The 23201-nt window shown below is 65.8% G+C and carries 17 protein-coding genes; 3 read left to right on the top strand and 14 right to left on the bottom strand.

All coding sequences use genetic code 11. The features are described from left to right. Window positions 1–50 precede the first annotated feature (50 nt). From kdsB to P9M14_02605, 3 genes are read right to left on the bottom strand one after another with little or no spacing between them, the layout of a single operon-like run. On the bottom strand, window positions 51–815 hold the full coding sequence (gene kdsB / locus P9M14_02615; protein ID MDP8254620.1) for a 3-deoxy-manno-octulosonate cytidylyltransferase: 765 nt from the start codon (window positions 813–815) through the stop codon (window positions 51–53). Window positions 816–871: 56 nt separating this feature from the next. Beyond that, window positions 872–2656: a sigma 54-interacting transcriptional regulator gene (locus tag P9M14_02610; GenBank protein MDP8254619.1), complete on the bottom strand. Its 1785-nt coding sequence runs from the start codon at window positions 2654–2656 to the stop codon at window positions 872–874. Further along, complete coding sequence (locus tag P9M14_02605) at window positions 2653–3999, bottom strand: sigma 54-interacting transcriptional regulator (GenBank protein ID MDP8254618.1); 1347 nt, start codon at window positions 3997–3999, stop codon at window positions 2653–2655. Before P9M14_02605 ends, P9M14_02610 begins: the two co-directional genes overlap by 4 nt. A gap of 120 nt (window positions 4000–4119) precedes the next feature. Between P9M14_02605 and udk the strand changes: the two genes are divergently transcribed. The 3 genes from udk to P9M14_02590 are packed head-to-tail and all read left to right on the top strand — an operon-like array spanning window position 4120 to window position 7593. Further along, complete coding sequence (gene udk / locus P9M14_02600) at window positions 4120–4746, top strand: uridine kinase (GenBank protein ID MDP8254617.1); 627 nt, start codon at window positions 4120–4122, stop codon at window positions 4744–4746. After that, window positions 4739–6787, top strand: coding sequence for a beta-galactosidase (locus P9M14_02595; GenBank protein MDP8254616.1), 2049 nt, complete (start codon window positions 4739–4741; stop codon window positions 6785–6787). The genes udk and P9M14_02595 overlap by 8 nt, the downstream gene beginning before the upstream one ends. A 17-nt stretch (window positions 6788–6804) precedes the next feature. Then, window positions 6805–7593 (top strand): hypothetical protein, encoded by a 789-nt coding sequence (locus P9M14_02590; GenBank protein ID MDP8254615.1) that lies wholly within the window; start codon window positions 6805–6807, stop codon window positions 7591–7593. A 64-nt stretch (window positions 7594–7657) separates the two neighbouring features. On the opposite strand, the gene P9M14_02585 is transcribed toward P9M14_02590, so the two are convergent. The 11 genes from P9M14_02585 to P9M14_02535 all read right to left on the bottom strand — a co-directional run bounded on the left by P9M14_02585 (window position 7658) and on the right by P9M14_02535 (window position 23164). Next, the gene (locus tag P9M14_02585) at window positions 7658–8926 is read right to left on the bottom strand and encodes a Glu/Leu/Phe/Val dehydrogenase (GenBank protein MDP8254614.1); all 1269 of its coding nucleotides are present in this window, start codon (window positions 8924–8926) and stop codon (window positions 7658–7660) included. A 65-nt stretch (window positions 8927–8991) separates the two neighbouring features. Beyond that, window positions 8992–10395: a serine/threonine-protein kinase gene (locus tag P9M14_02580; protein MDP8254613.1), complete on the bottom strand. Its 1404-nt coding sequence runs from the start codon at window positions 10393–10395 to the stop codon at window positions 8992–8994. Between the two features lie 63 nt (window positions 10396–10458). Next, a complete protein-coding gene (locus P9M14_02575; protein MDP8254612.1) occupies window positions 10459–11445 on the bottom strand; it encodes a tetratricopeptide repeat protein in 987 nt (328 codons plus the stop codon). Window positions 11446–11623: 178 nt separating this feature from the next. Continuing rightward, window positions 11624–13321 (bottom strand): hypothetical protein, encoded by a 1698-nt coding sequence (locus P9M14_02570; protein ID MDP8254611.1) that lies wholly within the window; start codon window positions 13319–13321, stop codon window positions 11624–11626. A gap of 130 nt (window positions 13322–13451) precedes the next feature. Next, entirely contained in the window at window positions 13452–15062 is a 1611-nt protein-coding gene (locus P9M14_02565) for a glycosyltransferase family 39 protein (GenBank protein MDP8254610.1), read from the bottom strand. After that, window positions 15049–16719, bottom strand: a complete 1671-nt coding sequence (locus P9M14_02560; protein ID MDP8254609.1) for a glycosyltransferase family 39 protein — start codon at window positions 16717–16719, stop codon at window positions 15049–15051. The genes P9M14_02565 and P9M14_02560 overlap by 14 nt, the downstream gene beginning before the upstream one ends. Window positions 16720–16778: 59 nt before the next feature. Next, complete coding sequence (locus P9M14_02555; GenBank protein MDP8254608.1) at window positions 16779–17366, bottom strand: hypothetical protein; 588 nt, start codon at window positions 17364–17366, stop codon at window positions 16779–16781. A 79-nt stretch (window positions 17367–17445) separates the two neighbouring features. Next, window positions 17446–19428 carry a glycosyltransferase family 39 protein gene (locus P9M14_02550; protein ID MDP8254607.1) on the bottom strand — a complete coding sequence of 661 codons (1983 nt, stop codon included), beginning with the start codon at window positions 19426–19428 and terminating at the stop codon, window positions 17446–17448. A gap of 4 nt (window positions 19429–19432) precedes the next feature. Continuing rightward, window positions 19433–21139, bottom strand: coding sequence for a thiamine pyrophosphate-binding protein (locus tag P9M14_02545; protein ID MDP8254606.1), 1707 nt, complete (start codon window positions 21137–21139; stop codon window positions 19433–19435). Window positions 21140–21233: 94 nt separating this feature from the next. After that, a complete protein-coding gene (locus tag P9M14_02540) occupies window positions 21234–22214 on the bottom strand; it encodes a lysylphosphatidylglycerol synthase transmembrane domain-containing protein (protein ID MDP8254605.1) in 981 nt (326 codons plus the stop codon). Between the two features lie 83 nt (window positions 22215–22297). Next, window positions 22298–23164, bottom strand: a complete 867-nt coding sequence (locus tag P9M14_02535; GenBank protein ID MDP8254604.1) for an NAD(P)-dependent oxidoreductase — start codon at window positions 23162–23164, stop codon at window positions 22298–22300. Window positions 23165–23201: the final 37 nt, after the last annotated feature.

Below are 23201 nucleotides of genomic sequence, written 5' to 3'. Positions count from 1 at the left end.
CTTTTTAAGATCTTGGAGCCCTCGGAGCATTGGCCCCATTGTTGTATTTGTCAGTCCCCCGCAGCCAGGATGTCCTCGGCCCGCTTTAAATCATCGGGGGTGTCGATGCCGATCGTCGCGCCTTGTACCGGTACCGTGCGAATGCGCAGACCGTGATACAGCGCGCGTAGTTGTTCGAGCTTTTCGGCCTTTTCCAAATCGCACGGTCCCCAGTTGACCAGCTCGAGCAGCGTGCGCTTGCGATAGACGTAGAGGCCGATGTGCGCCCACACGCCGTCGGGCACGCTTTGGGGCAACCCGCATCCGGGCTCCGGGTACAGGTCGCGAAAAAACGGAATCGGCGAGCGGCTGAAGTACAGCGCCCAATCGTCGGCGTCGCGTACGACTTTGACAACCGACGAATCGCAAAGCTCGCACGGATCGCGTAGCGGCCGCACCAGCGTGGAGAGCTGGCAATTGGGATCGACGATCAAGGGGTGCACCGCACGGTCAATGGATTCGGGCTCGATGAACGGCTCGTCCCCCTGGACGTTGACCACGATTCCGCAGGGGATGTCGCGCACGGCCTCGGCCACGCGGTCGGTGCCCGACTGGTGGTACTGGGACGTCATCTTGACCGTCGCGCCCAGTCCGCGCACGGCGTCGGCGATGCGCTCGTCGTCGGTGGCCACGATCACCTCGCCCACTGAGCGCGCGCGCTGCACACGCTGCACTACGTGGGCGATAACCGGCCTGTCTCCGAGCGTGGCCAACAATTTTCCGGGGAAACGACTTGCCTGGTAGCGAGCCGGTATGCAGGCGATTATTTGTTTCATCGAGGGGTTTTTGCGAAGTATAGCACCGGTTTTGGCACTGTCAAGAAAAGCGTTGATCAGCGGTCTGCAGTCAGCTTGAAGGCCTCGATTTTGCGGTCGAGGGTCTGGCGGGTGATGCCCAGTCGGCGTGCCGCCTCGCTCTTGTTCCAGACGCAGCTGCCCAACACGCGGTTGATCAACGCGCGTTCCACGGCCGAGACCGCGGCCGACAGGCTGTCCCCGGGCTGCGGTCCGCCCGCGGCGAACTCCCCCGCATCGGGCAAGTCGAAGTCCTCGGGCCGCAGCTCGAGATCGTCGGTCATGACCGCGGCCCGGCGCAGCGCGTTGCGCAGTTGGCGCACGTTGCCCGGCCAGCTATAGCCACGCAGCAACTCCAGCGCCTCGTGGTTTAGCCGCGGGCGTCGGCCGCGAACCCCCGACTCGGCGGCCAGGAAGTGTTCGATCAGCTTGGGCAGATCCTCGGGCCGTTCGCGCAGGGGCGGCACCCGCAGCTCGATTACCGCCAGGCGGTAGTACAGGTCCTCGCGGAACCTCCCCTGTTCCACCAGTCGGCGCAGGTCGCGGTTGGTGGCCGCGATTACCCAGACGTCGGTGTGCCGCATTTTGGTCTCGCCCAGCCGGCGGAACTCGCCGGTCTCCACCGCGCGCAGCACTTTGGCCTGGATCTCGGGCGGCGCGTCGCCGACCTCGTCGATCAGCAGCGTACCGCCGTCCGCCGCCTCGAACAGCCCCTCGCGCGCGGCCACCGCGCCGGTGAACGCGCCGCGGGAGTGGCCGAACAGCTCGCTCTCAGCCACGTGGGCCGGCAGCGAGGCCGCGTTGAACACCACGAACGGACGGCCGCGCCGGGGCGAGCGCTCGAACAGGGCCTGCGCCACCAGCTCCTTGCCCACGCCGGTCTCCCCGGTGATCAATACTTCCAGGCAGCCCTCCGCCGCGTGTTCGATCTGACGCTGCAGGCGTTCCATGGTCGGGCTGGAGCCGACGATCCGCCCGTCGTCGGGCCCCTTGATCTTGCCCTGGGCCGCGCGCCCCTCCAGGGCCAGCCCCAACAGCACGGTCACGGCCTCGATCAGCTCGCGGTCGTGCTCGGGCAGCTCCGCGGCCGCGGGATATTCGGCCTGCAGCACGCCCAGCAGTTCGCGACCGGGGCGGATCGGCACGAACAGCCCGCCTTGAGCCGCTACGCCGTCGTCCTCGGATGAGACGAACAGGCTGCGCCCCTGGCGCAGCATGCCGGCGATCAGCTCGTTGGTCTGGGGAGCCGGGCCGCGCTCGTCGATTATCCCGTCCCGTGCGCTGAGGGTCGGGCCCGGGCGATCGCCGTCGTTGAGCTGCAATCCCAGCCGCAGCGTCTGCGCACCGCAGTGCGGCATCATCTCTTCAAGCGCGGCCCGGGCGATGCGGCCCGGATCGCGCTCGCGTCCCAGGGCCTGGGCCAAGCGCACGACCATCGCCGATTCCGGCGGCGGGGCGCTGGGGAACCGTGCCCGTTGCCCCTCGTCGAGCACGTCGGTCACCAGCGTGCCCAAGGCGGAGCTGGAGCGGAACTCACAGACAAAGCAACCCACGCCGATCCGATCGCCCTCGGCCAACTGGGCTCTAGAGACCGGTCGGCCGTTGAGCGTGGTTCCGTTTTTACTTCCCAGGTCGCGCAGCCTGACCGCGTCCGGGGTCAGTTCGATCAATGCGTGACGACGTGAGACGCTAAGGTCGGGGAGAAACACCTCGGCCTGGCGCGCACGCCCGATCAGCGTTCGGCCGCTCAAGGCGAAGCTGGCCAGGACCGGGCCTGCGGATTTACTGATCAGCAGCCAGCCCCGCTCCACGAGGTTGTTCAATCTTGGTCCGCCTTGCGGTTAACATCGGTGCGTTTGCGCAACCTCGCCAGGCGGTATTTGAAGGTCGAGATCGGCATGCCCAGCGCCTCGGCCGTGAGGTCGACGCGGTTGTCGTTGAAGAACATCGCGCGCTTGATTGTGCCGGCCTCGAACCAGTCCATCGCCTCCTGCAGCAGCCCGTTTTCGCCGTTGCTGCGCAGGGAGGGGATCGGGAACTTGATCCAGGGAAAGACGTCCTCCTCGGTGGGCTCCCAGGGCAGGGAGGCCAGGTACTGCATCTCGCCGGCGAGCTCGAGCATGTTGCCCGGCCAGAAGTAGTTGGACAGCAGCTTGTAGAGCTTGGCCGGCAGCCGCGCTTCGGACTTGCCCATCATCCGCCGCACTTGGCCGTAGATCGCCTCGGCGATCTCGCCCAGATCGTCCATCCGCTCGCGTAGCGGCGGAACCGAAAAGGCCGCGGCCTTGAGCGCGGCCTGCAGCGGCTCGGGAAGCTTGGTCAGCGTCTGCAACTCGCCGAGGGTGATGTGCGAGATGAAGATCATCCGGCAGCGCGCCGGCCAGTAGAGCCGGCCGTTCTGCCGGCGGTAGCGCTGTTCAAGGGCGCAGCGGGTCAGCTCGGAGAGCAGCTCGACCGAGGCCCGGTCGATCAGGTTGACGATCAGCGTGCCCTCCTCGGCCAGGTCGAACACGCCCAATTCGGGGACCAGCGCGCCGCTACGCGGATTGGTGCGGCCGAAAAGCACCTCGCGCGCCTGCTCCTCGTTCACCGACGACAGATCGATCTCGACCAGTGATCCGGGCAGCCCGGAGTGGCGGTGAATCAGCTTGGCGATGGTGCGCTTGCCCACGCCGGTCTCGCCGATCAGCAGCAGCAGCTCGCGCGAGCGCGCCAGCTTGCTCAGTTGTTGCGAGTTCAGCGCTGCCAGGCGTTTGACCTCGTCCATGTCGCAGAACTCGATCGAGGTGTGCAACGGCGGGATCGCGGGCTTGATCGCACAGCGCGCCTTGAGCAGGCATTGATTGAGCACCAGGGAGACCTCTTCGTCGTCCATGCCCCAGGGCAGCGCGCAGATCCCCGCGGGACCGGAGTAGGGGTCGCGCACAAAGGCGAGCTTTTCGACCCGGGACGACGACTCGCGCAGGATCAGCCGCAACGCGCGGTCCGTCTCGCTCGACGCGCTGTCGCCGCCCTCGGTGCCCTGCGAATCGACGTAGACCAGCATGTCCATCGGGCCGCGGTCGAGGGCCTCGGTCAGGCCCTTAACGTCCGCTGCGCGTTCGACCCTGATCGGCAGTTCCAACAGCCGGGCGATGCGCTCGCGATCCTGCGCACAGCTCCCCAATATCAGGACGCTATACGTACGTGTGGCTGTGTTGTGCGCGTTGGGATACATCATTAAGTATGGCATAATTTAGCACGCAGGATTAGAAAGCGGCAATCAGTAATATGAAGGCGAGGCGGCGTGGGCAAGACCTTGATCATCGGCGTCGGCGGTGGCACAGGCTCGGGAAAGACCACCATCGCAAAAAAGATCCTGCAGCGCCTGGCAGGCGCGAGCGTGGCGCTGATCCCCCTGGACGCCTACTACCGCGACCAGAGCCGCCTGCCGTTGGAGCAGCGCTCCGCGACCAACTACGACCACCCCAACGCCATCGACGTCGAGCTGCTGATCGAGCATCTCAACGCCCTGCTCGAGCGGCGGCCGGTGCAGCGTCCGGTCTACAGCTATCTCGAGCATACGCGCACTGCAAAGACCGAGCTGCTCGAGCCCTGCGAGGTGCTGATCATCGAGGGGATCCTCGCCTTGGCCGACGAGCGTTTGGGCCAACTGATGGACGTGCGGATCTACGTGGACACCGACGACGACATCCGCTTCATTCGGCGGCTGGTGCGCGACGTCAGGGAGCGCGGACGCAGCGTCGAGTCGGTGATCGAGCAGTACCTGGGCCAGGTGCGGCCGATGCACCAGCTTTACGTGGCCCCCACGCGGCGGCGGGCGCACCTGATCGTGCCCGAGGGGGGCGACAACGAGGTGGCGATTGACATCATCTGCTCCAAGATCAGCCAGTCGATGAGGCGCGATGGTTGAGCGCCGGATCGTCGAGCTCACGCCCGAGGGATTGAAGTCGGGCGGCGAGGTGCGGCCGTTGGTCTCGGGCGACGTGCACTACTGGCGCCATAATCCCCAGGACTGGCCCGGTGTGCTCGACCGCATCGCCGGGATGGGGCTGAAGCTGATTTGCACCTACATCCCCTGGTCGGTGCACGAGATCCGGCGCGGCGAGTTCGACTTCGGCAAGCTCGACCCGCGGCGCGACCTGTCGCGGTTTCTCGACCTGGCCCACGAACGCGGACTGTGGGTGCTGGTGCGGCCCGGCCCGCACATCAACGCCGAGCTGACCCTCTTCGGCTATCCCGAGCGCGTGCTCAACGACCCAGAGATCAGGGCCTGGACCGCCAGCGACGCGCCGGCGACCATGCCGGTGCCGCCCAAAGCGTTTTACATCCCGAGCTACGCCTCGGAGAAGTTCTACCTCGAGCTCGGACTGTACTTCGACGCGCTGGCCCCGATCCTGCGGCGGCAGATGGCGCCCGAGGGCCCGATCGTCGCCATCCAGAGCGACAACGAATGCTCGTTTTTGTTCCGTACCGCGCCCTACGATTTGGACTACCATCCCGACGCGCGGCACAGCTGGGAGAAGTTCGCCGGAGGGCGGCGCGGCGGAAACGATCAGGACAAGGTGCCGATGCCCAAGCGCTACGATCCGCGCGAGCTGCGCGACTTGCCCGGGTACCTGGACTGGGTCGAGTTCAAGGAGGAGTTGATCGCAGGGTCCCTGGACCGGCTGCTGCGGATGTGGCGCGAGCGCGGAGTGCGCGGCCTGGTTACGTTCCACAACTTCCCGCCCGGCGCGTTGGCTCCGCCGCTGAACGTGCCGCGGGTGGAGCAGACCCACGACGCGGCCGGGGTCGACTCGTATCTGCAGCGCCATCAGTATCCGCTGCTGCGCAAGCGAATGCTGACCCTCTGCGGCCAGAGCCGCTTCCCGTTCATCCCCGAGTTCGGCTCGGGCTGCTATCTGGCGTGGCCGCCGCTGACCCTCGAGGACCAGCGCTTCATGACGCTGGCCGCCCTGGCGCTGGGGATCAAGGGGATCAACTTCTACATGATCGCCGACCGCGATCGCTGGTATGGCGCGCCGATTACCAACAACGGCCGCATCCGCACCGAGCACTACGAGTTCTTCCGGCGGCTGCTGGCGGTGCTTGAGCGCACCGGCGTGCTGCGCATGCGCCCGCGGGTCGAGTGGGGCCTGGCGCTGAGCCGCGACTACGGTCGGCTGACCCACGCGGCCAACCTGTTCTCGCCCGTGCCGACCCTGGTGAGCGAGGGGCTGTTCGACGCCGAGCAGCTGTGCGACGAACGCAAAGCCGGACTGAACTACTGCGTGCCCATCGACTCGCAGATCGAGCTCGACTCGTGGTACGCACATCTGCAGTGGCTGAAAGTTCCGGCGCAGATCACCCAGGCCGAGTTCGATCCGCAGCGCCTGGCGCGCTTCCGCGTGATCGCCGCGCCGACCTTCGAGTTCCTCTCGGCCGAGGCCCAGCGTTCGCTGCGCGCCTTTGCCGAGTCCGGCGGCACGCTGGTGATCGGCCCGGAGATCCCGGACCGCGACGAGCGGATGCGTGACTGCGGCGAGCTGGGTCAACTGCTGCGGCGGCCCGAGCGCATGCTGCTCACCGAGCCCGACGTGCCGCTGTTCAAGGTCGGCGATGGGAGCGTCGTGCTGGTCCCCGAGCTGTTGCCCAAGATGGGCTCCGAGCCGTTCCCGCGGGTGATCGACCTGATCGAGGCCATCGAGGAACTCGCGGGCACCTCGCGGCCGTTCGCTCCCTCGGACCACCGCCTCGACGTCTGGCTGCACACCCCCTGGGGCGAGCACAGCGGAGGAGTGCTGTTCGTGGTCAATCCCACGGACCGCCCGCGGGTCACGCGCCTGGCCGCGCCTGAGGGCAAGCTGGTGCTGCTCAAGGACTGCTTCAGCTCCGAGACCTTCGGCGGCCGCGGCGAGCTGAGCGTGGGTCTGGACGCCTACAGCGTGCGGATGTTTCAGGTGGGGTCGTGATCCATCCCGAGATGCTGATGGGACCGCTGGACGGTCGGCAGTGGGCCAACCTCGTAGCGCTGTTCTCCGGCGGTCGCAGCCGTCGCCGACGCAAGATTCTGCTGCTGCTGCAACGCGACGGCGAGGTGCTCAAGGCGCTGCACTCCCAGCGCGGCGTGCTGCGCGGCGTGCGGCCCGACCTGGAACGCCTCGACCTGGCGGCCCAGGAGCACGACGCCGAGCTGGTGATCTGCCTTTGCCCCGAGGACATCGGCGCGGTTTTCACTGCCGCGGAATCGCAACTTGACCCGCGGGCCGACTACGTGGAGCAGATCCTCGGTCTAGTGCGCGACGCCACGGCAACAGTGCGCAGCCGTGTGCAGTACTGGCCCAAGCCGCCGCGGCGGCTGCGGCTGCCGAGCTTCCGCCGCGTGCAGCGGGTGTTCAACATGCTTTGGCCCGACGCAAGCAGCATCGGCCTGTTCGTGCTCGAGGACGGCGCAAGCGGACTGCACGCCTCGCTGTTGCTGACCAAGGACGACGGCCGGATCGTCGAACTCTGCGACTCCGAGGCGCTGCAGCTCGAGGGGGCGGACCTCGATGGTTTTACTACGGTCACGGCGTCCATCGAGCACGCGCTGGCCGCGCGTCAGCATCCGCCGCTGTGCAACCTGTTCATCGAGCGCGCCACGCTGCTCGAGGTCGGCCGCAGCCGCCGCCGGGTGGCCGCGCTGCTGTCCGTGCGCCGTCAGGGTCGCGCGCTGCTGCGTCCCTATCCGCTCAAGCTGCGGCTGGTGCTGCAGCTACTGCGGCTGCTGGGACGATAATCGTCGATCAATGAGAAAAACGCCGGGCGCGGGCCCGGCGTCTGCAACTGCGGTTAACCTCGGATCAGGGGAAGAATCCGCGGGCCACGGTCGCCTCGGCCACCCGCTGGATCGCCAAAATGTACGCGGCTTGTCGCATGTCACACTTGTACTTCTTGTATGTTTCGTAGACCTCGTAGAACGACGAGGTCATCACCTTGTGCAGCTCGGAGTTGACGCGGTCCTCCTCCCAGAAGAAGGAGTTGAGGTTCTGGACCCACTCGAAGTAGCTGACGGTCACGCCGCCGGCATTGGCCAAGATGTCGGGGATCACCATCACGCCCTTGTCGAACAGCACGTCGTCGGCCTCGGGCAGGGTCGGGCCGTTGGCCGCCTCGGCCACCAGCTTGGCGCGGATGCGCTCGGCGTTGTCGCTGTTGATCACGTTCTCCAACGCCGCGGGGATCAGCACGTCGACGTCGAGCTCGAGCAGCTCGGCGTTGGTGATCCGGTCGCCGTCGGGCCAGTCGGCCACCGTACCGCGCTCGCGCTGCTGCTTGTGGGCCAGCAGCGCCGCCGGGTCGAGCCCCTTGGAATTGTAGGTCCCGCCCTGGCTGTCCGAGACCGCCACCACCTTGGCGCCGATGGCGTCCATCAGCTCGGCCGCCACAGCGCCGGCGTTGCCGTAGCCCTGAATCGCCACGCTGGCGTTGTCCAGGTTGATGCCCAGCTCCTTGGCCGCCTGCTGGATGATGAACACGCAGCCGCGGGCCGTGGCTTTGTCGCGCCCCTTGGATCCGCCGATCGACAGCGGCTTTCCCGTGACCACGCCGGGCACTGAGTAGCCGCGGCACATCGAGTAGGTGTCCATGATCCAGGCCATCACCTGGGGCGTGGTGTAGACATCGGGCGCGGGAATGTCCTTCTCCGGGCCGATAAAGAAGCTGATCTCCGCGGCGAAGCGCCGAGTCATCCGCTCGAGCTCGCCCAGCGACATCTCGCGCGGATTGCAGACCACGCCGCCCTTGGCGCCGCCGTAGGGGATGTTGACCACCGAGGTCTTCCAGGTCATCCACGCCGCCAGAGCGGTGATCTCCTCCAGGGTCACGTCCGGATGATAACGAAGACCTCCCTTGCACGGGCCGCGCGCATCGTTGTACTGGCAACGGTAGCCGGTAAACATTTCGATGCGCCCGTCGTCCATCTTTACCGGGAAACAGACCTGGAGCGTGCGCATCGGATGCGAGAGGATGTTAATAATTCCCTTGTCGAGGTTGAGCAGCTTGGAAGCCCTGTCGAGCTGCTGCAGCATTACCTCGAACGGGTTTTTTTGGATAGTTACACTGCGGGACATAGAAAACCTCCTGAAAATTATTCAGACGCCGCTTGCCAAGCGTCTTTAAAAAGGGCCGTTGCCGCTTAATAGAAGCGGCTGTCCCCATATGCACAGAGATCGATCGTGATCGAGCGATTCTTACCCGCGACGAGGTTCGCGCGCCGGGAACCCGGCAGGTGGCCGGGTTTGAGCGCCTCGATCATCATGCTCTTTCCGGGCAGCACCGGCAGCGCGTCGATCGGGCTGAGGCCCAACGGCGCGCCGTTGATCAGCACCAGTGCGCCGGCCGGGTCGGTCTGCACGCTGAGCAGCGCGGCCTGGGCGCGCTCGATCCACTGTGGCGCCGCAACGGTCGCCGTCGCAACGGGCCGATCGGGGCGAAGCAGCGAATAGCAAAGGGTCGCGATCAGCGCGACGAGCGCCAGAGCGATCGCGGTCCGCGCCGTCGATCTTGGGCGCGTCAGTCTCCGGGGCCGCTTGGAACGCGGGGGGGTGAGCGCGCCGCTGATCTCGCGGCCGATCAAGGTGGCGGTGCGGCGGCCGCTGAGCGGCGGCGGTGTTGCCTCGTCGAGCAGCTCGCAGACGAACTGCGCCAGCCGCTGTTCGTCCGGCTGCAATCCGGCGTTGTTGATCACCTTATTCAGGGCGCGTTCGAACGCGCCGGCGTCGGCGTAACGCTCCTGGCGCAGGGCGGCCAGCGCCCGCTCCAGGACCGGTTCGAGCCCCGGCGGGAGATCGTCGCGCAGGCTGCCCACGGCGGGCAGTTCGGGCCGGCGCACCAGCTCGAGCAACTGGATCTCGTCCGGTGCGTCAAAGGCGCGCACTCCGCAAATCAGCTCCCAGATTACCAGCGCCGCGGAGTAGACGTCGCTACGCGCGTCGACCAGGTCGCCGTGGGCCTGCTCGGGCGACATGTAGCTGATCTTGCCGCGCAGCGCCCCGGCCTGGGTCGCGCCGCGCAGACTCTTGGAGCGCGCGATGCCGAAGTCGGTCACCTTGACCTCGCCGCCGCGGCCGAGCAGTACGTTGCGCGGCGTGATGTCGCGGTGCACGATCCCCAGCGGCGTCCCGTCCTCGCCCGCGCGCGCGTGGGCGTAGGCCAGGCCGCGCAACAGCTTGCGGCCGATCAACAGCGCCATCGGCAGCGGGATGCGGCGGTCGGCGGAAAAACAGAGGTTCATCAGCTGCGCCAAATCGCAGCCGTCGACGTACTCCATCACCAACGTCAGCTCGCTGTCCGCGCAGAAGAAATCAAAGACCCGCACCACGTTCTCGTGATCCAGAGCCGCGGCCGTCTTGGCCTCGCCGATGAAATAGCTTTGGAACTTGGGGTCGCCGCTGAACTGCGGCAGGATCCTTTTAAGCACCACCCGGCGCTCGAACCCCTCGGCGCCTAAAATCGTGGCCAGGAAGACCTCGGCCATCCCTCCGACGCCGATCCGGCGGTCGATGCGGTATTTATCGCCCAGCGCAGGTTGTATTGTCACGGTTCCTATTTAAAAACGTTATGAGGATCTCCGCCCGCCGCGTTTCTCATGTATCTTAATGAATCAGAGATAGATGATATCGTCTCCAGGTTCTTTCTTCTCTTTCTTTCCCGAATCGTCAGCCTTCTTATTTTGCTCGCCGTGCCGCGCCTGTGCCGGTTGCTGTCCTCCGGCTGAATCGGATTCGTCCTGGCCGACCTTGTCCATGATCCCCTTGAGCAGCATCTTGGCGACCTCGCGCTCGCGGGCCTGGCCGTTGGAGATTCCGCGCAACAGCGCCTCCACGTTGCGTTGGGCGTGCACCGGGTCAAAGCTCGAGATGTCGAGCCTGGCGTAGGAGTTGATTAGCGTATAAATGTCTTCTTCCTGTTCGTTGCGTCCGACGTTTTGCAGGATCGAAGCGATTTGCTCGTGTTTTTTCAGCGGGTATTCGTCCTGTAAGGTGATGTTGAAATCGCGCAGTTTAAGCAGGTGAATTCGTTCGACGTAGGCCGCGCCGTAGTAGGCCACGGCCTGCTCGAACTCTCCGAGCTCGGCATAGGCCTTGCCCGCTCCCTCGTAGCAGACCTGACGGGCCTCGACCAAAAATTCGCGGTTGAGTTTCTCTGAAAGGTCCTCGATAAAACCCAATAGGTCGTAGTACAGGCGGCCGGCCTTTTTATAACGTCCCTGGGCGACGAAGACCTCACCGAGCTCAAGGAACGCGGGCCAGACCCAGGTGAACTCAATGTCCGGCGTTGTCAGCCGCAGCCTGCGGGTCAGCTGGTTGAAACGGGGAGCAAGATTAACGATGTTCGCCGAAGGATTGCGCCGGACCTCCATAAGGAAGCTCTGGTAATCCCAGCCATTACCCTTAATGGTCAGGTAGAGAATACTCTCGGCGCGGCCGGCATCCCCCTTTTTTCGCATCTGTGAGGAGCGTTTAACGCGTTTTTGCACCTGCGTCTCGCCCGAGGGGATGCTCCCGACCATGAACCATACCAACACCACTGCCAAGAACAGAACGAGCAGTATCAGTACGATCATTAGTAAAATGGCCAGAACGTTCAACCGATCCCCTCGTCGTGTCCGCCAGGTTCGCAATACTAAGCATTCAACGCTTTGTGCCTTATCTACATTAAAAACCATGTTATGTAAATAAAATGTGACCGAGGTCTCCCTCCCGTCGAAGAGAAAAAAAGCGCCCGGCAAGGTGCCGGGCGCAGGTTGAATCGATTATAGAGCTGAATCAGCCGCCGATTAGGTCTGCGAGCAGTCCTACTATGTCGACGTTGGTCCAGACGTTCATTGAGGTGAAGTCGTAGCCGACGATCTTGGCCGGGTTGTACAGGTTGGCGTCAAAGCCCTCGGGCATGTTGAAGCCCAGTACAAACATCAGATCCTCTTCATCAGGAGTGATTCCCAGGTCGTCGGGGATATCGTAGCTGGTGGCCGAGCCCGGAAGCGCGGCGAAGAACATCGGGCAGCTATCACATACCGGAGCGCCGATTACCAAGTAGGCGTCAGGGGCTTCCTTGTCGGCAAGCGACCAGGTCAGCGTGCCGCCGGTATAGTTCGAGCTGTCGCCGAACACCGGCAGGAAGTCCGACTCGCTGAAGACCACGCCGCCGGCGATGTCAGCCACACTGTCGAAGTGCTTGATCGCCGCGCTGACATGGAAATCCTCGAAATCGGAGGCCAGCAGGTCGGTCTTGAGCACCGCGACCAGGTACTTGGCATCGGGTACTTCGGTGTAATCCAACAACATCGAGCCGCTGTCAGCCAGGCCTACGCCCGTGGGCAGCAGTGCGCGGTTGGGGATCTCCGCCGCGATCAGTCCGATGTAGTCGTAGGAGGCGCTGGCGCCGCTGATGCTGACTGCGGCCGTAGCCTTGGCCTGGGTGTCCAGCACCTCAATGTCCGGCGCGCCGCTGCCGTCCCATACCGGGTCGGCGCCGACGTAACGGAAGTTCAGGCCGGCGTTGACCAGCGGTCCGATCAGCGGAAGCAGGATTTCGACAAAGTCCGGATCGGGCGCGGTGAACGCTGCGATCAGGTCGAGGATGTTGACGCCCTGCAGCAGGCCGCCCACATCGACTTCGAGGATCAGGCCTTCGATCGGCGAGACCTCGGCGTTGTTCCAGACCGGAACCATGAAGCTCTCGTTGCCGCCGTTGACCACTAATTCGAAGGCGTCAAGCGAGAAATTCGGTATGTAGACATTCTTGGGGATCTCTACCGGAGCCTCGCCCGCGATGGTCAGGTTGAACTCCGACTGCGCCATGAAGCCGTCGAAATCCAGTGAGAGGATGTCGTTGCGCGAGACGCCCGGGATCGCGGCGCCGGCGTAGATGAAGTCGTCAAGCAGTGCCAGGATGCCGGGGATGCCGTTGATCGTCGGGTTGTCCAGCGGCAGCACCGCGCCGCCGGCCTTGAACTGGCCCGTCGACGAATCGGTATAGCTGCGACCGTAAACTTGGGGACGCAGGCGGAATTTCATCACCGCAGCGTCGGCCTGATAGCTCCAGGCGTCGTAATCGTCGGCAATCGCCGTGACCAGCTCGGAGGCCTTGCTTACGTCGACCGTGGCTTTGCCGTCGGCATCGGTAGTGTAGGTCTCGGCGCCTTGGATCACGGTCGCGCCCTCGATCGGCTCGCAATCCGCGTCGTTGTAGACGTAGACCGCGATCGTGCCGTCGATGTCTCCGCCGCCCACCAACACGTTGTCACCGATCCCCTCGGGGTCGGGAAGCGTACAGATCAGGGAAGCGTACTGTTCGTCGTCGTCGTCGTCGTCATCGTCGTCGTCGTCATCATCGTCGTCGTCATCACCCGTATCGTCGTCGTCGTCGTCGTCTCCGCTTCCGCAGCTGCTGACAAGGAACGCGGCCAGCATGCCGAGGATCAGGAGCAGTAAGAGTAAACTATGGCTCCGTAGGATCTTCATCTTCTCTCCTCTTTGCTTCTGTTAAAGGCACACAAAGCAAGCCTCTGATTGTTCGCCCCAGTGGTATTATCGTAAGGTCGTATGCCCCGAGGTGTCAAGGTGGATCAGCACCCGCAGCATTAAAAGTTTGCTAAAACCCCGATGATTCAAGCACCTGAACCTTGATGGTCCGGCCGGCGTCGTAACGCAGTAAAAGCTCTTGAATGACATTCCATTTCTTCATCTCAGCGCGTAAAGCCTGACCGATTTCATCATCGAAAACCGCGGCGGAGTTGACCAGCGGTGGTCTGCCGAGCATCTGGATCAACGGCTCGTGCGCATTCCCCACGAGCAATAACACCCGTCCGACCTCGCCGATATCGGGGGTCGGGTCGTTGCGGAGCACCATCAGCACCGGCTTGCGAGGCAGCCTGCGTCCGACCACCGCGGCCCAGGCCCTGGTGCGTTCATCCTGATTACTGACGTCGAACAGCACGGCCGCGGCTTTGACCCGCCGGGCCTCGTCCACGATCCGTTCGCCGGTTCCGTTGAAGCGCGAGGGGTAATCGACCTGCGCCCAGCACCCCCCGCACAGCTGCGCCAGCTGCGGCGACACGCCCGGCGCGGGCCAGAACCACGGTGGCCGGGGCATGGTGTACAGCGACAGTGCCAGGCTCGAGACCGCGATCAGCGCGGCCAGAATCGAAAGTGCGCGTCGCGGCCGCGTCCACGGGATGTTGCTCAGGCCGTGGGCCGCCAGGATCGCCAGCGGCGGCAGCAGCCCGAACATGTAATACGGCAGCTTGGTGTTGAACGTCGAGAGCACGAAGAATGGCGGGATCAGCCACAACCACAGTTCCCAGGGTCGGCGTTTACCCAGCAGACTCAGCGGAACGAGCAGCACATAGATCAGCGCCTGCGGTGGAGTCAGCAGCTCGTTCCAAAAGGCGTGCAGGTAGTAGGCAGGGTCCGCGGCGTGGGCCGTGTCCCCGCCCGGAGTGCCGAAGTAGGCCTGGTTCAGTACGCGTTCGATGCCCGCCAGGTAATTGCTCAGGTTCGGCCCGGCGATCAACAGCGCGCAGCCGCCGAACAGCGCGATTCCGGCCAGGGCTCTGGCGCGCGTCCCGCGCCAAACGAGCCCGCGGATTGCGAACAGCGCCAGGGGGAAACCCAACAGGATCGGCGGCAGCCCGCGCTCGCTAAGCAGGGCCAGCCCGCACAGCGCTCCGGCCAGGGCCGACCAGCGTGCGTTGCGCAGATCGTCCGAGCGCATCAGCGCCCAGAGGGCCAAGGTCACGGCGGCCGCGGCCAGCGGTTTGGGATTGACGAAGCGCGCCGTGACGTTGACCAGCGGGATGCAGGCCAGCAGCAGGCAGGCCAGCAGGGCGTAGGGCCGCGAGAGCCGCGTGGCGGCCAGCAAGTAGCACGAGAGCAGCATCAGCGCCAGAGCCAAGGCGTTGAGCCTGCGGATCGAGAGGAAGCTCTCGCCGCTGATCAGCCAGCCGATGCCGAAGAACGCGTCGGCGGTCAGCGGCAGGAAGCGCGCCTGGCCCGTGCCCGTGTAACGCCCGAGCACGTCGCTCCAGCGCCCCTGGCTCGCGGCGCGCGTCAGCTCCAGACTCAGCTCGATGTTCTCCAGCTCGTTGTTGCCCGCGGCGCGCAGCTGGTTGTGTGCGCCGATCTGCAGCGAGAGTACGGCCGCGACGATCAGCGCGGCGAGCACCAGCGCCGCGTACAATCGCGAACGGCTAACGTTCGACAATCCGACCTCCGGCCAGGCAGATCGAGGCGCGCTTGCACGGCCAGATCAGCCGCGTGGAGTCCGACGGCTGGGCATGCGGCGCCAGGGCGACCACCGGCAGCTCAAAGCGCGCCGGACCAAGGCGCACGCTGCCCAGCGGCTCCACGGGCAACGAAAACAGAAAACGTAGAACCTGCTGGACCTGCTCGACCTTGTAGACCCTGATCTTCAGCCGGTCCAGGCAGCGTCCGAGCTGCGCAATCTGGCGGCCCGCGGGCTGATTCGCCTCCGAACTCCGGACGACCCACATCCGGCCCAGTTCTCGGGGATAGAGGTCGACGAACGGGTAGAGAATCATCAGCGGCAGCGCGGGGTGGGCGTACTGCAGCTCCACCGCCAATCCGCCGAAGCCCACGTCGTCGCCCGAGCCCGCCAACAGGGCCACGGCAGTGGGTTGGGATTGCTCGAGCAGCGAGAGCATCTGCCGCGCGGGCGTGGGATCGCCGGCCAGGGCGTAGTTGGCGATCTCATAGAGGTTGGCTCGGCGCTGCAATTCAGGGGCGGGCTGCGAGGGATCCACGGGCGATAGTGCGGGCGCGGCGAAGTTGTACCAGCCCAGGCTCAGCAGTGCGCAGCCGGTGAGGGTCAGCAGTGCCACGTTGCGCAGTCGCGGCCTAGGTAGCGCGGCCGCGCCCAACGCGGCCAGCACGGCGAAGGCGGGGAGCGCCACCACCATGTAGATCACCATCTTGGTGCCGAAGGTCGAGAGCGCCAGGATCGGCAGCAGCGCCCAGACCCAGATCCAAGGGTCGCGCAGTCGGCGGAACGCCAGGGCCGCGATCAGGCCCAAAACGATTGCAGTGCCCAACAGCGGACCTGCACCGTGGGTGAAGAACCCGCTGATGTAGAACAGCGGCGCGCTGGCGCCTTGGGTCTCGCCTTGCGGGTATTGGCCAAAGGTCTGCCAGCCCAGGCGGTGGCCCCAGGTCAACAAGTACTTCAGGGTGAACGGCAGCGCGGGCAGCAGGCACAAGGCGCCGCCGATCAGCATCCCGGCCGACGCGCGCCCCACGCGCCCCTCGCGCCGGGCTTGCACCAGGGCCTGCAACGCCAGCGCCACGGCGGGAGGAGCCAGCAGCAGGTAGGGCAGTCCGCGCACCGAGAGCAGACACAGCGCGCCGCACACTCCGCCGAGGGCGGCCAGGCCCGGCCGCGTGAAACCGCGCGAACGCGAGAACAGCAGCAACGACCAGGCGCCGCAGGCCGTCATCTGCGTCTGCCAGGTGTAGGCCCGCGCCTCGCACAGCACCAGCGGCATCGAGAGCCAGAGCGTTGCGGCCGCAATCCCGGCCATGCCCCCGGCGCGATCCCGCGTCAGCAAATACAGCGCGACCGCTCCCAGAGCGGTCCAGGCCAGGCTCAACGCCCGTAGCGACCAGATCGATTCGGGCTCGAACAAGCTTAACGCGGCCAGCCCCAACAGCCCGGGCAGTCGTGGGTAGTAGCTGCCGACCTGCAACAGCGCGGACAGACGATCGTTGCCCGTGAAGCTATGCGCCAGGTGCCAAAGCCCCGCCACCTGGGTGGTGTGCTCCATGGTCATGTCGGTCATCACAAAGGCGAAGCGTCGCAGGTAGAACAGGCAGGAGGCCGACCAGATCAGCAGCAGCGCAGCCATTCCAGCGTTCGCCGCGCGTTGTACGCGGCGCGACGTGGCGTTCGTTGGTGAACCGTTGCTCACTGCTTGAGGTCTTCGCCGTAACCAAAGGCCAGCAGCACGCTACGCTGGAGCATGCGGCGCTCGTTGCCGGGCTCCTGGCGGTACAGCTCGTAGGCTGCCGGACCCACGTCGCGGCAATAGTCGGTAAGCGTGATGAAGGTCACGCCCTGGCGCACGGCGCGGAACTCGGTGGTCAGGCAATCGTCGAACACGCCGGCCGGGACCGTGACGCGCTTGTTCACGGCCGTGATCTCGACCTCGATGTGGCCCGCGCCCCACTTGTGCCCCACGCGCAGCGGCCCCTGCAGTAGGTAATAGGCCTCGCGCGTGAGCAGCCCCAGGTGGGTCTTGGAGAGCACCAGGCCGTTGTCGAAGTGGTAGTCGTTCCACTTACGCTCGACGATCATGTCGGTGCTGCGCTTGGGCGGAAATTCCGGATCGTCGTAGGTGGTCTCGTAGGTCCAGTTGTATCCCGCGCCCAGTGGGTAGTACTTCTCCACCTCGCTCAGACCGCAGCCGCACAGCCACAGAGTCGCGACCAGCCCCAACATTACCAATGGGCTGCGGCTGAGATTGAATCTGATCTTTGGGGAACGGCATCTCATCTTGGGAACCTCGATTCACACAATCCAGACCGATGTTCGTTTGTCAAGCAAGCGTCGAATCGCGGATTAACAATGGCGTTCATTGCCAGCCGATGCTGCCCACCGACAGCGAGCGCGCAGCGCCCGAGGCGTCTTGCGCGGCCACGAACGAGCGTTCGCTTTCCAGGCAGGCCCAGAACATCGACGTTGCCGGACGCCCGGCGATGGGCAGCTCGATGGTCAGCACGTCCGGGCCGCGGGCGATCACACTGGTTTGGGCTTCGAGCGTGCGCAGCCCGATCTCGAGCGGGCGCTCGCCGAGCAGCTCGTAGGGCACGTAGACCTCGGCCGTAAGCGTGCCCGGCGCGCGATCCGCGGGCAACAGCACGCAGGCGCGGCTGGCGGCCCAGGTCCAGCGCTCGGGCGCGAACCAGCCCTCGTCGAGCTGCAGGGCAGGGCCGTCGAAGCCCTCGAACACCACGCGGTCGTGCAGCGCGTCCGTCACGTCCGCGGGCCGCCGCGAAAGCAACAGCATGCCGTAGCGGTACGCTCCGGCCATGCGATGTTCGCTCGCCAGCGTGACGTAGTCGGCAAGCAGCAGGCGCTCGAGCAGATTTGAGGGATCAAAGGCGCGGTTGTGGTAGTCCAGCAGCCAGATCCGTTCGTGTTCCAGCGCGTCGGCCGCCGCGTTGACGATCAACTGCTCGCGCTGTTGAGCGTTCATTGCCAACGGATTGTTCTCGATCGCGTCGGGTCGCGGGAACCATTCGAAGATCCAGCGCAACGGCACGCGGTCCGCGTTGTAGTAGTCCAGGCACAGCGTCGCGGATTCCATCTGCGCCAGCATCAGATCGCCCGGCTGCGCGCGCTCCACGACTCCCTGGACCAGCGTGCGCCAATCCTGACGCGAACAGGCGTCGGCCAGGCGCAGCTGTACGTTGGATGCGCAGGCCAGCAGGCCCAGCCAGACCAGCAGCGCCGCGCCGACCAGGCGCAGTCCGCGGCGCGGCTTGGTCAGCACGTGCACCGCGCCCAGCCCGATCAGCAGCGCCGAGGGCGGCAGCGCGATCAACGCGTGACGCGGATCGAACAGCGGCGTGAACAGGCAGGCGCACAGCACCAGCAACGCCGGGCCCAGAGCCCACCAGGCGAGGAACGCGGCCTCGGGCGGTGCCTCGGGTCGCCGCAGCTTGCGTACTCCGTAGAGCAGCAGCGCCATCAACGGCGCTCCGATTGCGAACGCCGCGCCGAGCATCAGCGGGCCGTGGGCCGCATCGCGGGCCCCCAGGTCGCCCCAGAGCATGGACGCGCCCCAGGGCAGCAGACCGCTGGTCAGGCTTAGGCACCAGCCGGCGATCACGTAGAGCAGCGACTGCTGCGGCCGCCAGCCCTGGCCGCCCTGAAGCTGGATCAACAGGATCAGCAGCACCGGCAGGCTCAGCAGACCGGTCAGGACGATGTAGACCAGACCGGCGACGATCCGGCGGCGGTCCCAAGCCCGGCCTAGCAGCCGCAGGCCCGCGTAGCCGATCCAGCAGGCGATCATGAACAACATGTAGTAATGGGTCCACAGCGCCGTTGCGCTGAGCACCGCGGCCAGGATTGCCAAGCGCGCGCGGCCGTCGCGCTCCATGCGCATCAGCGTCCACCCGGCGAGCAGCGCCAGCAGCGCCAGGGCGGTCTGCGAGCGCACCTCCTGGCTCGAGTAGACGTGCTGCGGGCTCAAGGCGACGATCCAGGTCGCGATCAAGGCGGCGCGCGTTCCCACCAGCGGCCGTCCGAACACGAACAACAGCGGCACCAGCAGCAGCCCCAGCAGGGCCGAGAGCGCGCGCCAGGCGTACTCGCCGTCTCCGGCTATCGCCTGCCAATAGTGCAACAGCACGTAGTACAGCGGCGGGTTGACGTCGATGAACGCCGAGATGCCGACGATCGCCCCCGGCGCGTGCTGGGCGTAGCGCACGGTGACCATCTCGTCGTCCCACAGACTCGGCGCTCCCAGGTCGATCAGTCGCAGGCCCGCGGCCGCCAGCAGGGCCAGGATCAGCAGTAGCCGGATGCGGCGTTGCGACGGCCCGGCCATCGGCTCAGGAACCGAGCACCATCCGTCGCACCATGCGCGCGCCCATGCGAAGCAAGGTGGGCATATCGGTGCGCGCGACGTTGGCTCGAGCCACGCCCTTGAAGTAGCGGGTGGCTCGCTCGTAGTTCACCCGGGCGTCGACCAGGGAAGAGCGCTTGGAGCGCAGGGCGCGCGACAGGCCCGACTCGATCTCGATGTCGCTTTGGATCAACACGTAGTCCAGCCCCAATCCCTGGGCCAGCGCGCGGTAGTCCAACTGCGGCAGCACAACCGCGGTTTCACGGCGGTACAGTCCGCGCATCGACTGGGCGATCAGCCCCAGCTTGCCGTCGTTGAACAGCACGATCGTGATCGGTGCGGACTCGCGCACCGCGGTCAGCACCTCCAGGCCGGTCATTAAAAAGCAGCCGTCGCCCACGCAGGCCGCGACCTGCCGATCGCGAAAGGCCAGCTTGGCCGCGACCGCTGCGGGCACGCCGTAGCCCATTGACTGGTAGTCCACCGGCGCGATGAACGAGCGCGGGGCGTAGACGTCAAACCCGGCCACCATCTGGAACATGTGGTTGCCCGAGTCGGTGGTGATGATCGCGTCGCGCTCGAGCAGCAGTCGCAGCGTGGCCACCAGCCGCTCGGGCGTGACGTCGGTGGGCGATTCGGGCAGGGTCAGCAGCGCCTTGTCCCATGCTTGGCGCTCGCCCTGGACTTGCCCCTTGAGCCGCCGCGCCCGTTCGCGCTTTTTGCGGCCGAGGATCCTGAGCAGCCCGGCCAGCGCCGCGGCGGCGTCCGCGACAAGTGACAGCTCGGGCTTGAGGTTGGCGCCGAGCACTTTGGGATTGATGTCGATGTGGATCAACGGCTTGTCGTCGGGCATGCCGTAGCTGCCCGTGGCGACCTCGCCGAACTTGACGGCCACGGCCAACACCAGGTCGACCTCGGCAAAGGTCTGCTGGGCCAGCGGGCTGCCGAACGCTCCGTAGCCGAAGCCCACGCTCAGCGGATGATCCTCGGGGATCACTCCCTTGCCCGAGATCGTTGTGGCCACGGGCGCGGCCAGTGTCTCGGCGAGCTTGATCAGATCCTCGGACGCGTCGAACGCCCCGGCCCCGGCGTAGATCCCGACGCGCTTGACTGCGCGCAGCCGGGCCGCGATCTGCTCGAGCTTGGACCAGTCCAGCTGCGGCGCGACCGGCGCGGCGGGCATCCGACCCAGGGAGCCGGTCTCCATAAACACGTTGAACGGTAGCTCGACCGCCACCGGACCGGGCTCGCCCGCGCAGGCCAGTTGATAGCCGCGAGCGATTGTGGCCGCGACCTCGTCCACGCGCTCGGCCCGCAGCACCTCTTTGCATAGCGGACGCGCCACCTCTAGTTGCGGGATCTGGTGCAGTTGAAAAGCTTTGGGCAGATCGGAGCGCACCGCGCAGAAGATCGCCAGTAGCGGCGCGGAATCGAGCAGCGCCTCGGCCAGCCCGGTCAACGCGTTGGTCACTCCCGGCCCCGGGACCACCACCAACACTCCGGGTTTGCCGGTAAGCCGACCCGTGGCGTCGGCCATAAACGCGGCGCACAGCTCGTGGGTCGGCAGCACCAGATCGAACGCGGCGTCGCGCAGCTCGTCGAACAGCTCGAGGTTCTGCGCGCCGGGGATGCCGAAGACGCGCTGGACTCCCAGCCGCTCGAGCGTACGGACCAACGCTTGGGCACCTGTCATCAGATTCTCCGATTTGATTACAGTTCTGGATGCAGATCAATGTTGACGATTCGAGGATATCCGCGCCGCCTCAGGCGGTCAATCGCAGGACGCGTCAGCCGTTGGTCGGCGACGCGGGAGCCTTTTTATCCGTGGTGAAGGTCCAGGTCAGCCAGCCGATCAGGCCGTGCATCAGCATCAGCGCCAAGAAGAACAGCGAGAAGCTCAGCGCCGCCTCGGGCTCGACCCCCACCGCGCCGAGCAGCAAGATCATCGCCGCGTCGCGGGTGCCGATTCCCTGGATGCTGATCGGCACGATCGCCATCAGGCTCGCCCCGGCCCCGGCCAGGAACAGGTAGTACCAGGCCACGTCGATCCCCAGCGACCAGCCCATCAGCACCGCGCGCAGGGCGATGATCGCCGCGGCCAGCACCGAGAGCAGCGCCGGCACGGTCAACACGCTCCACGGGCGTTTGATCAGGTTCGCCAGGTGCGCGCGGAAGCGCTCGGCATTGTCCTCGCCCAGACGCGAAAGCGCGCGCGTGGCCCAGCGCTCGAGAAATAGCGGCGCGCCGCGGGTGCGCATCCAGACCACCATCGCGATTGCTGACGCCAGCGCGGCAAGCACGATTCCCAACGGCCAGTACAGCGGCACGCCGAGCAGTACGTACAGCGCGACCAATCCCAGCAGCACCAACATCGCCAGATCGAGCAGCCGGTCGAGCAGCGAGCTGAGGAACGCGTCCTGTGCCGGGTGGCCGCGACGGATTAGCGGGATGATGCGGAAGAACTCGCCGAGCTGGCCGGGGCTGATCGCGCCGCCGTACCAGCCCAGGGCGTAGAGCCGCAGCACCTCGCGGTACTCGACCTCGATCCCCAAGCTTTTAAGCAGCAGCTTCCAGCGCCAGGCCTTGACCGCCAGCACGAACACCGTGACCAACACCGCCCACAGCGCCAGCCAGGGATCGGCCGTCGACAGGCGCTCGCCCATCGACTCGACGTCGACCCGGCTGATGATCCAGGCGAACAGCCCCAGGCCAATCAGCCGCAACGACCAGCGCAGCAGCAGCTTGGCGCGTGGAGAAATTCGGCTCATACCCCGGATGCTCCGCGGATGTTGAAAGCGTCCGCTTTGTGCAGCACCGGCAGCCGGTCGTGGTCGAGCAACAGTGGAGAGCCTCAGTCGAGCATCAGATAGCGGCAGATCGCGCTCATGTCCTCATCGCCCAGTCCGTCGCGCTCTGCACGTTCAAAGGTCCAGGCCGCCGCCGCCACCAGCGGCGTGGGAACCTCCATCGTCCGCGTCCACTCGTCGGCGAGCTTGAGATCTTTGAGCTGATGCTTGAGCGGAAAGCGCGGGGCGAAGTCGCCGGCGAGCGCGCTGGGTCCCTTGATCTGCTGGATGCGGCTGAACGCGGCTCCCTGTTCCAGCAAATCGAGCATCTTTTGCGGCTCCAGCCCAAAACTCTTGGCCACGGCCAACGCCTCGGCCATCGCCTGCACGTGCACGCCGAGCACCATATTATTGATCAGCTTGACCGCCGTGCCGTGCCCCAGCGGGCCGAGGTGTTCGATCCTCTGCGCCATCTTGGTCAACGGCTCGCGCACGCGCTCCAGATCCGCCGCGTCGCCGCCGGCGAACACGATCAGCTCGCCGGCCTCGGCCTGCGGCGTGGACCCGGTCACCGGCGCCTCAAGATATTGTTTACCCTGACGATTGAGCTCGGTCGCCATTTCCCGCGATTGCTCGGGCCCGATGGTGCTCATGTTGACCACCAGCAGATCATCCGTCGCCTCGATCAGCCCGCCGTGGCCGAAGAGCATGTCGTTGCAGGCGGTCGCGTCGCTGACCATCATGAACACCGCGTCGCTGCCCTGGGCGACCTGCACCGGCCGTTTCACGGCCTGCGCTCCCCTGGCCACCAGCGGCTGGGTACGTTCGACGTTGCGGTTGAAGACCTTCAGCCCGTAACCCGCGTCGAGCAGCCTGGCCGCCATCGGCGCGCCCATCAATCCCAACCCGACGAAACCGTAGCTCGTAGTCATTATTTTCTCCGATTTAGACACGTCCTGTTTTGGCAAT

Origin of the sequence: Candidatus Alcyoniella australis, from assembly GCA_030765605.1 — a bacterium.
In the GTDB taxonomy this organism is placed as follows: Bacteria; Lernaellota; Lernaellaia; order JAVCCG01; family Alcyoniellaceae; genus Alcyoniella; species Alcyoniella australis.
The sequence above is the reverse complement of the archived record's forward strand: the minus strand, read 5'-3'. Positions and strand labels throughout refer to the sequence as shown.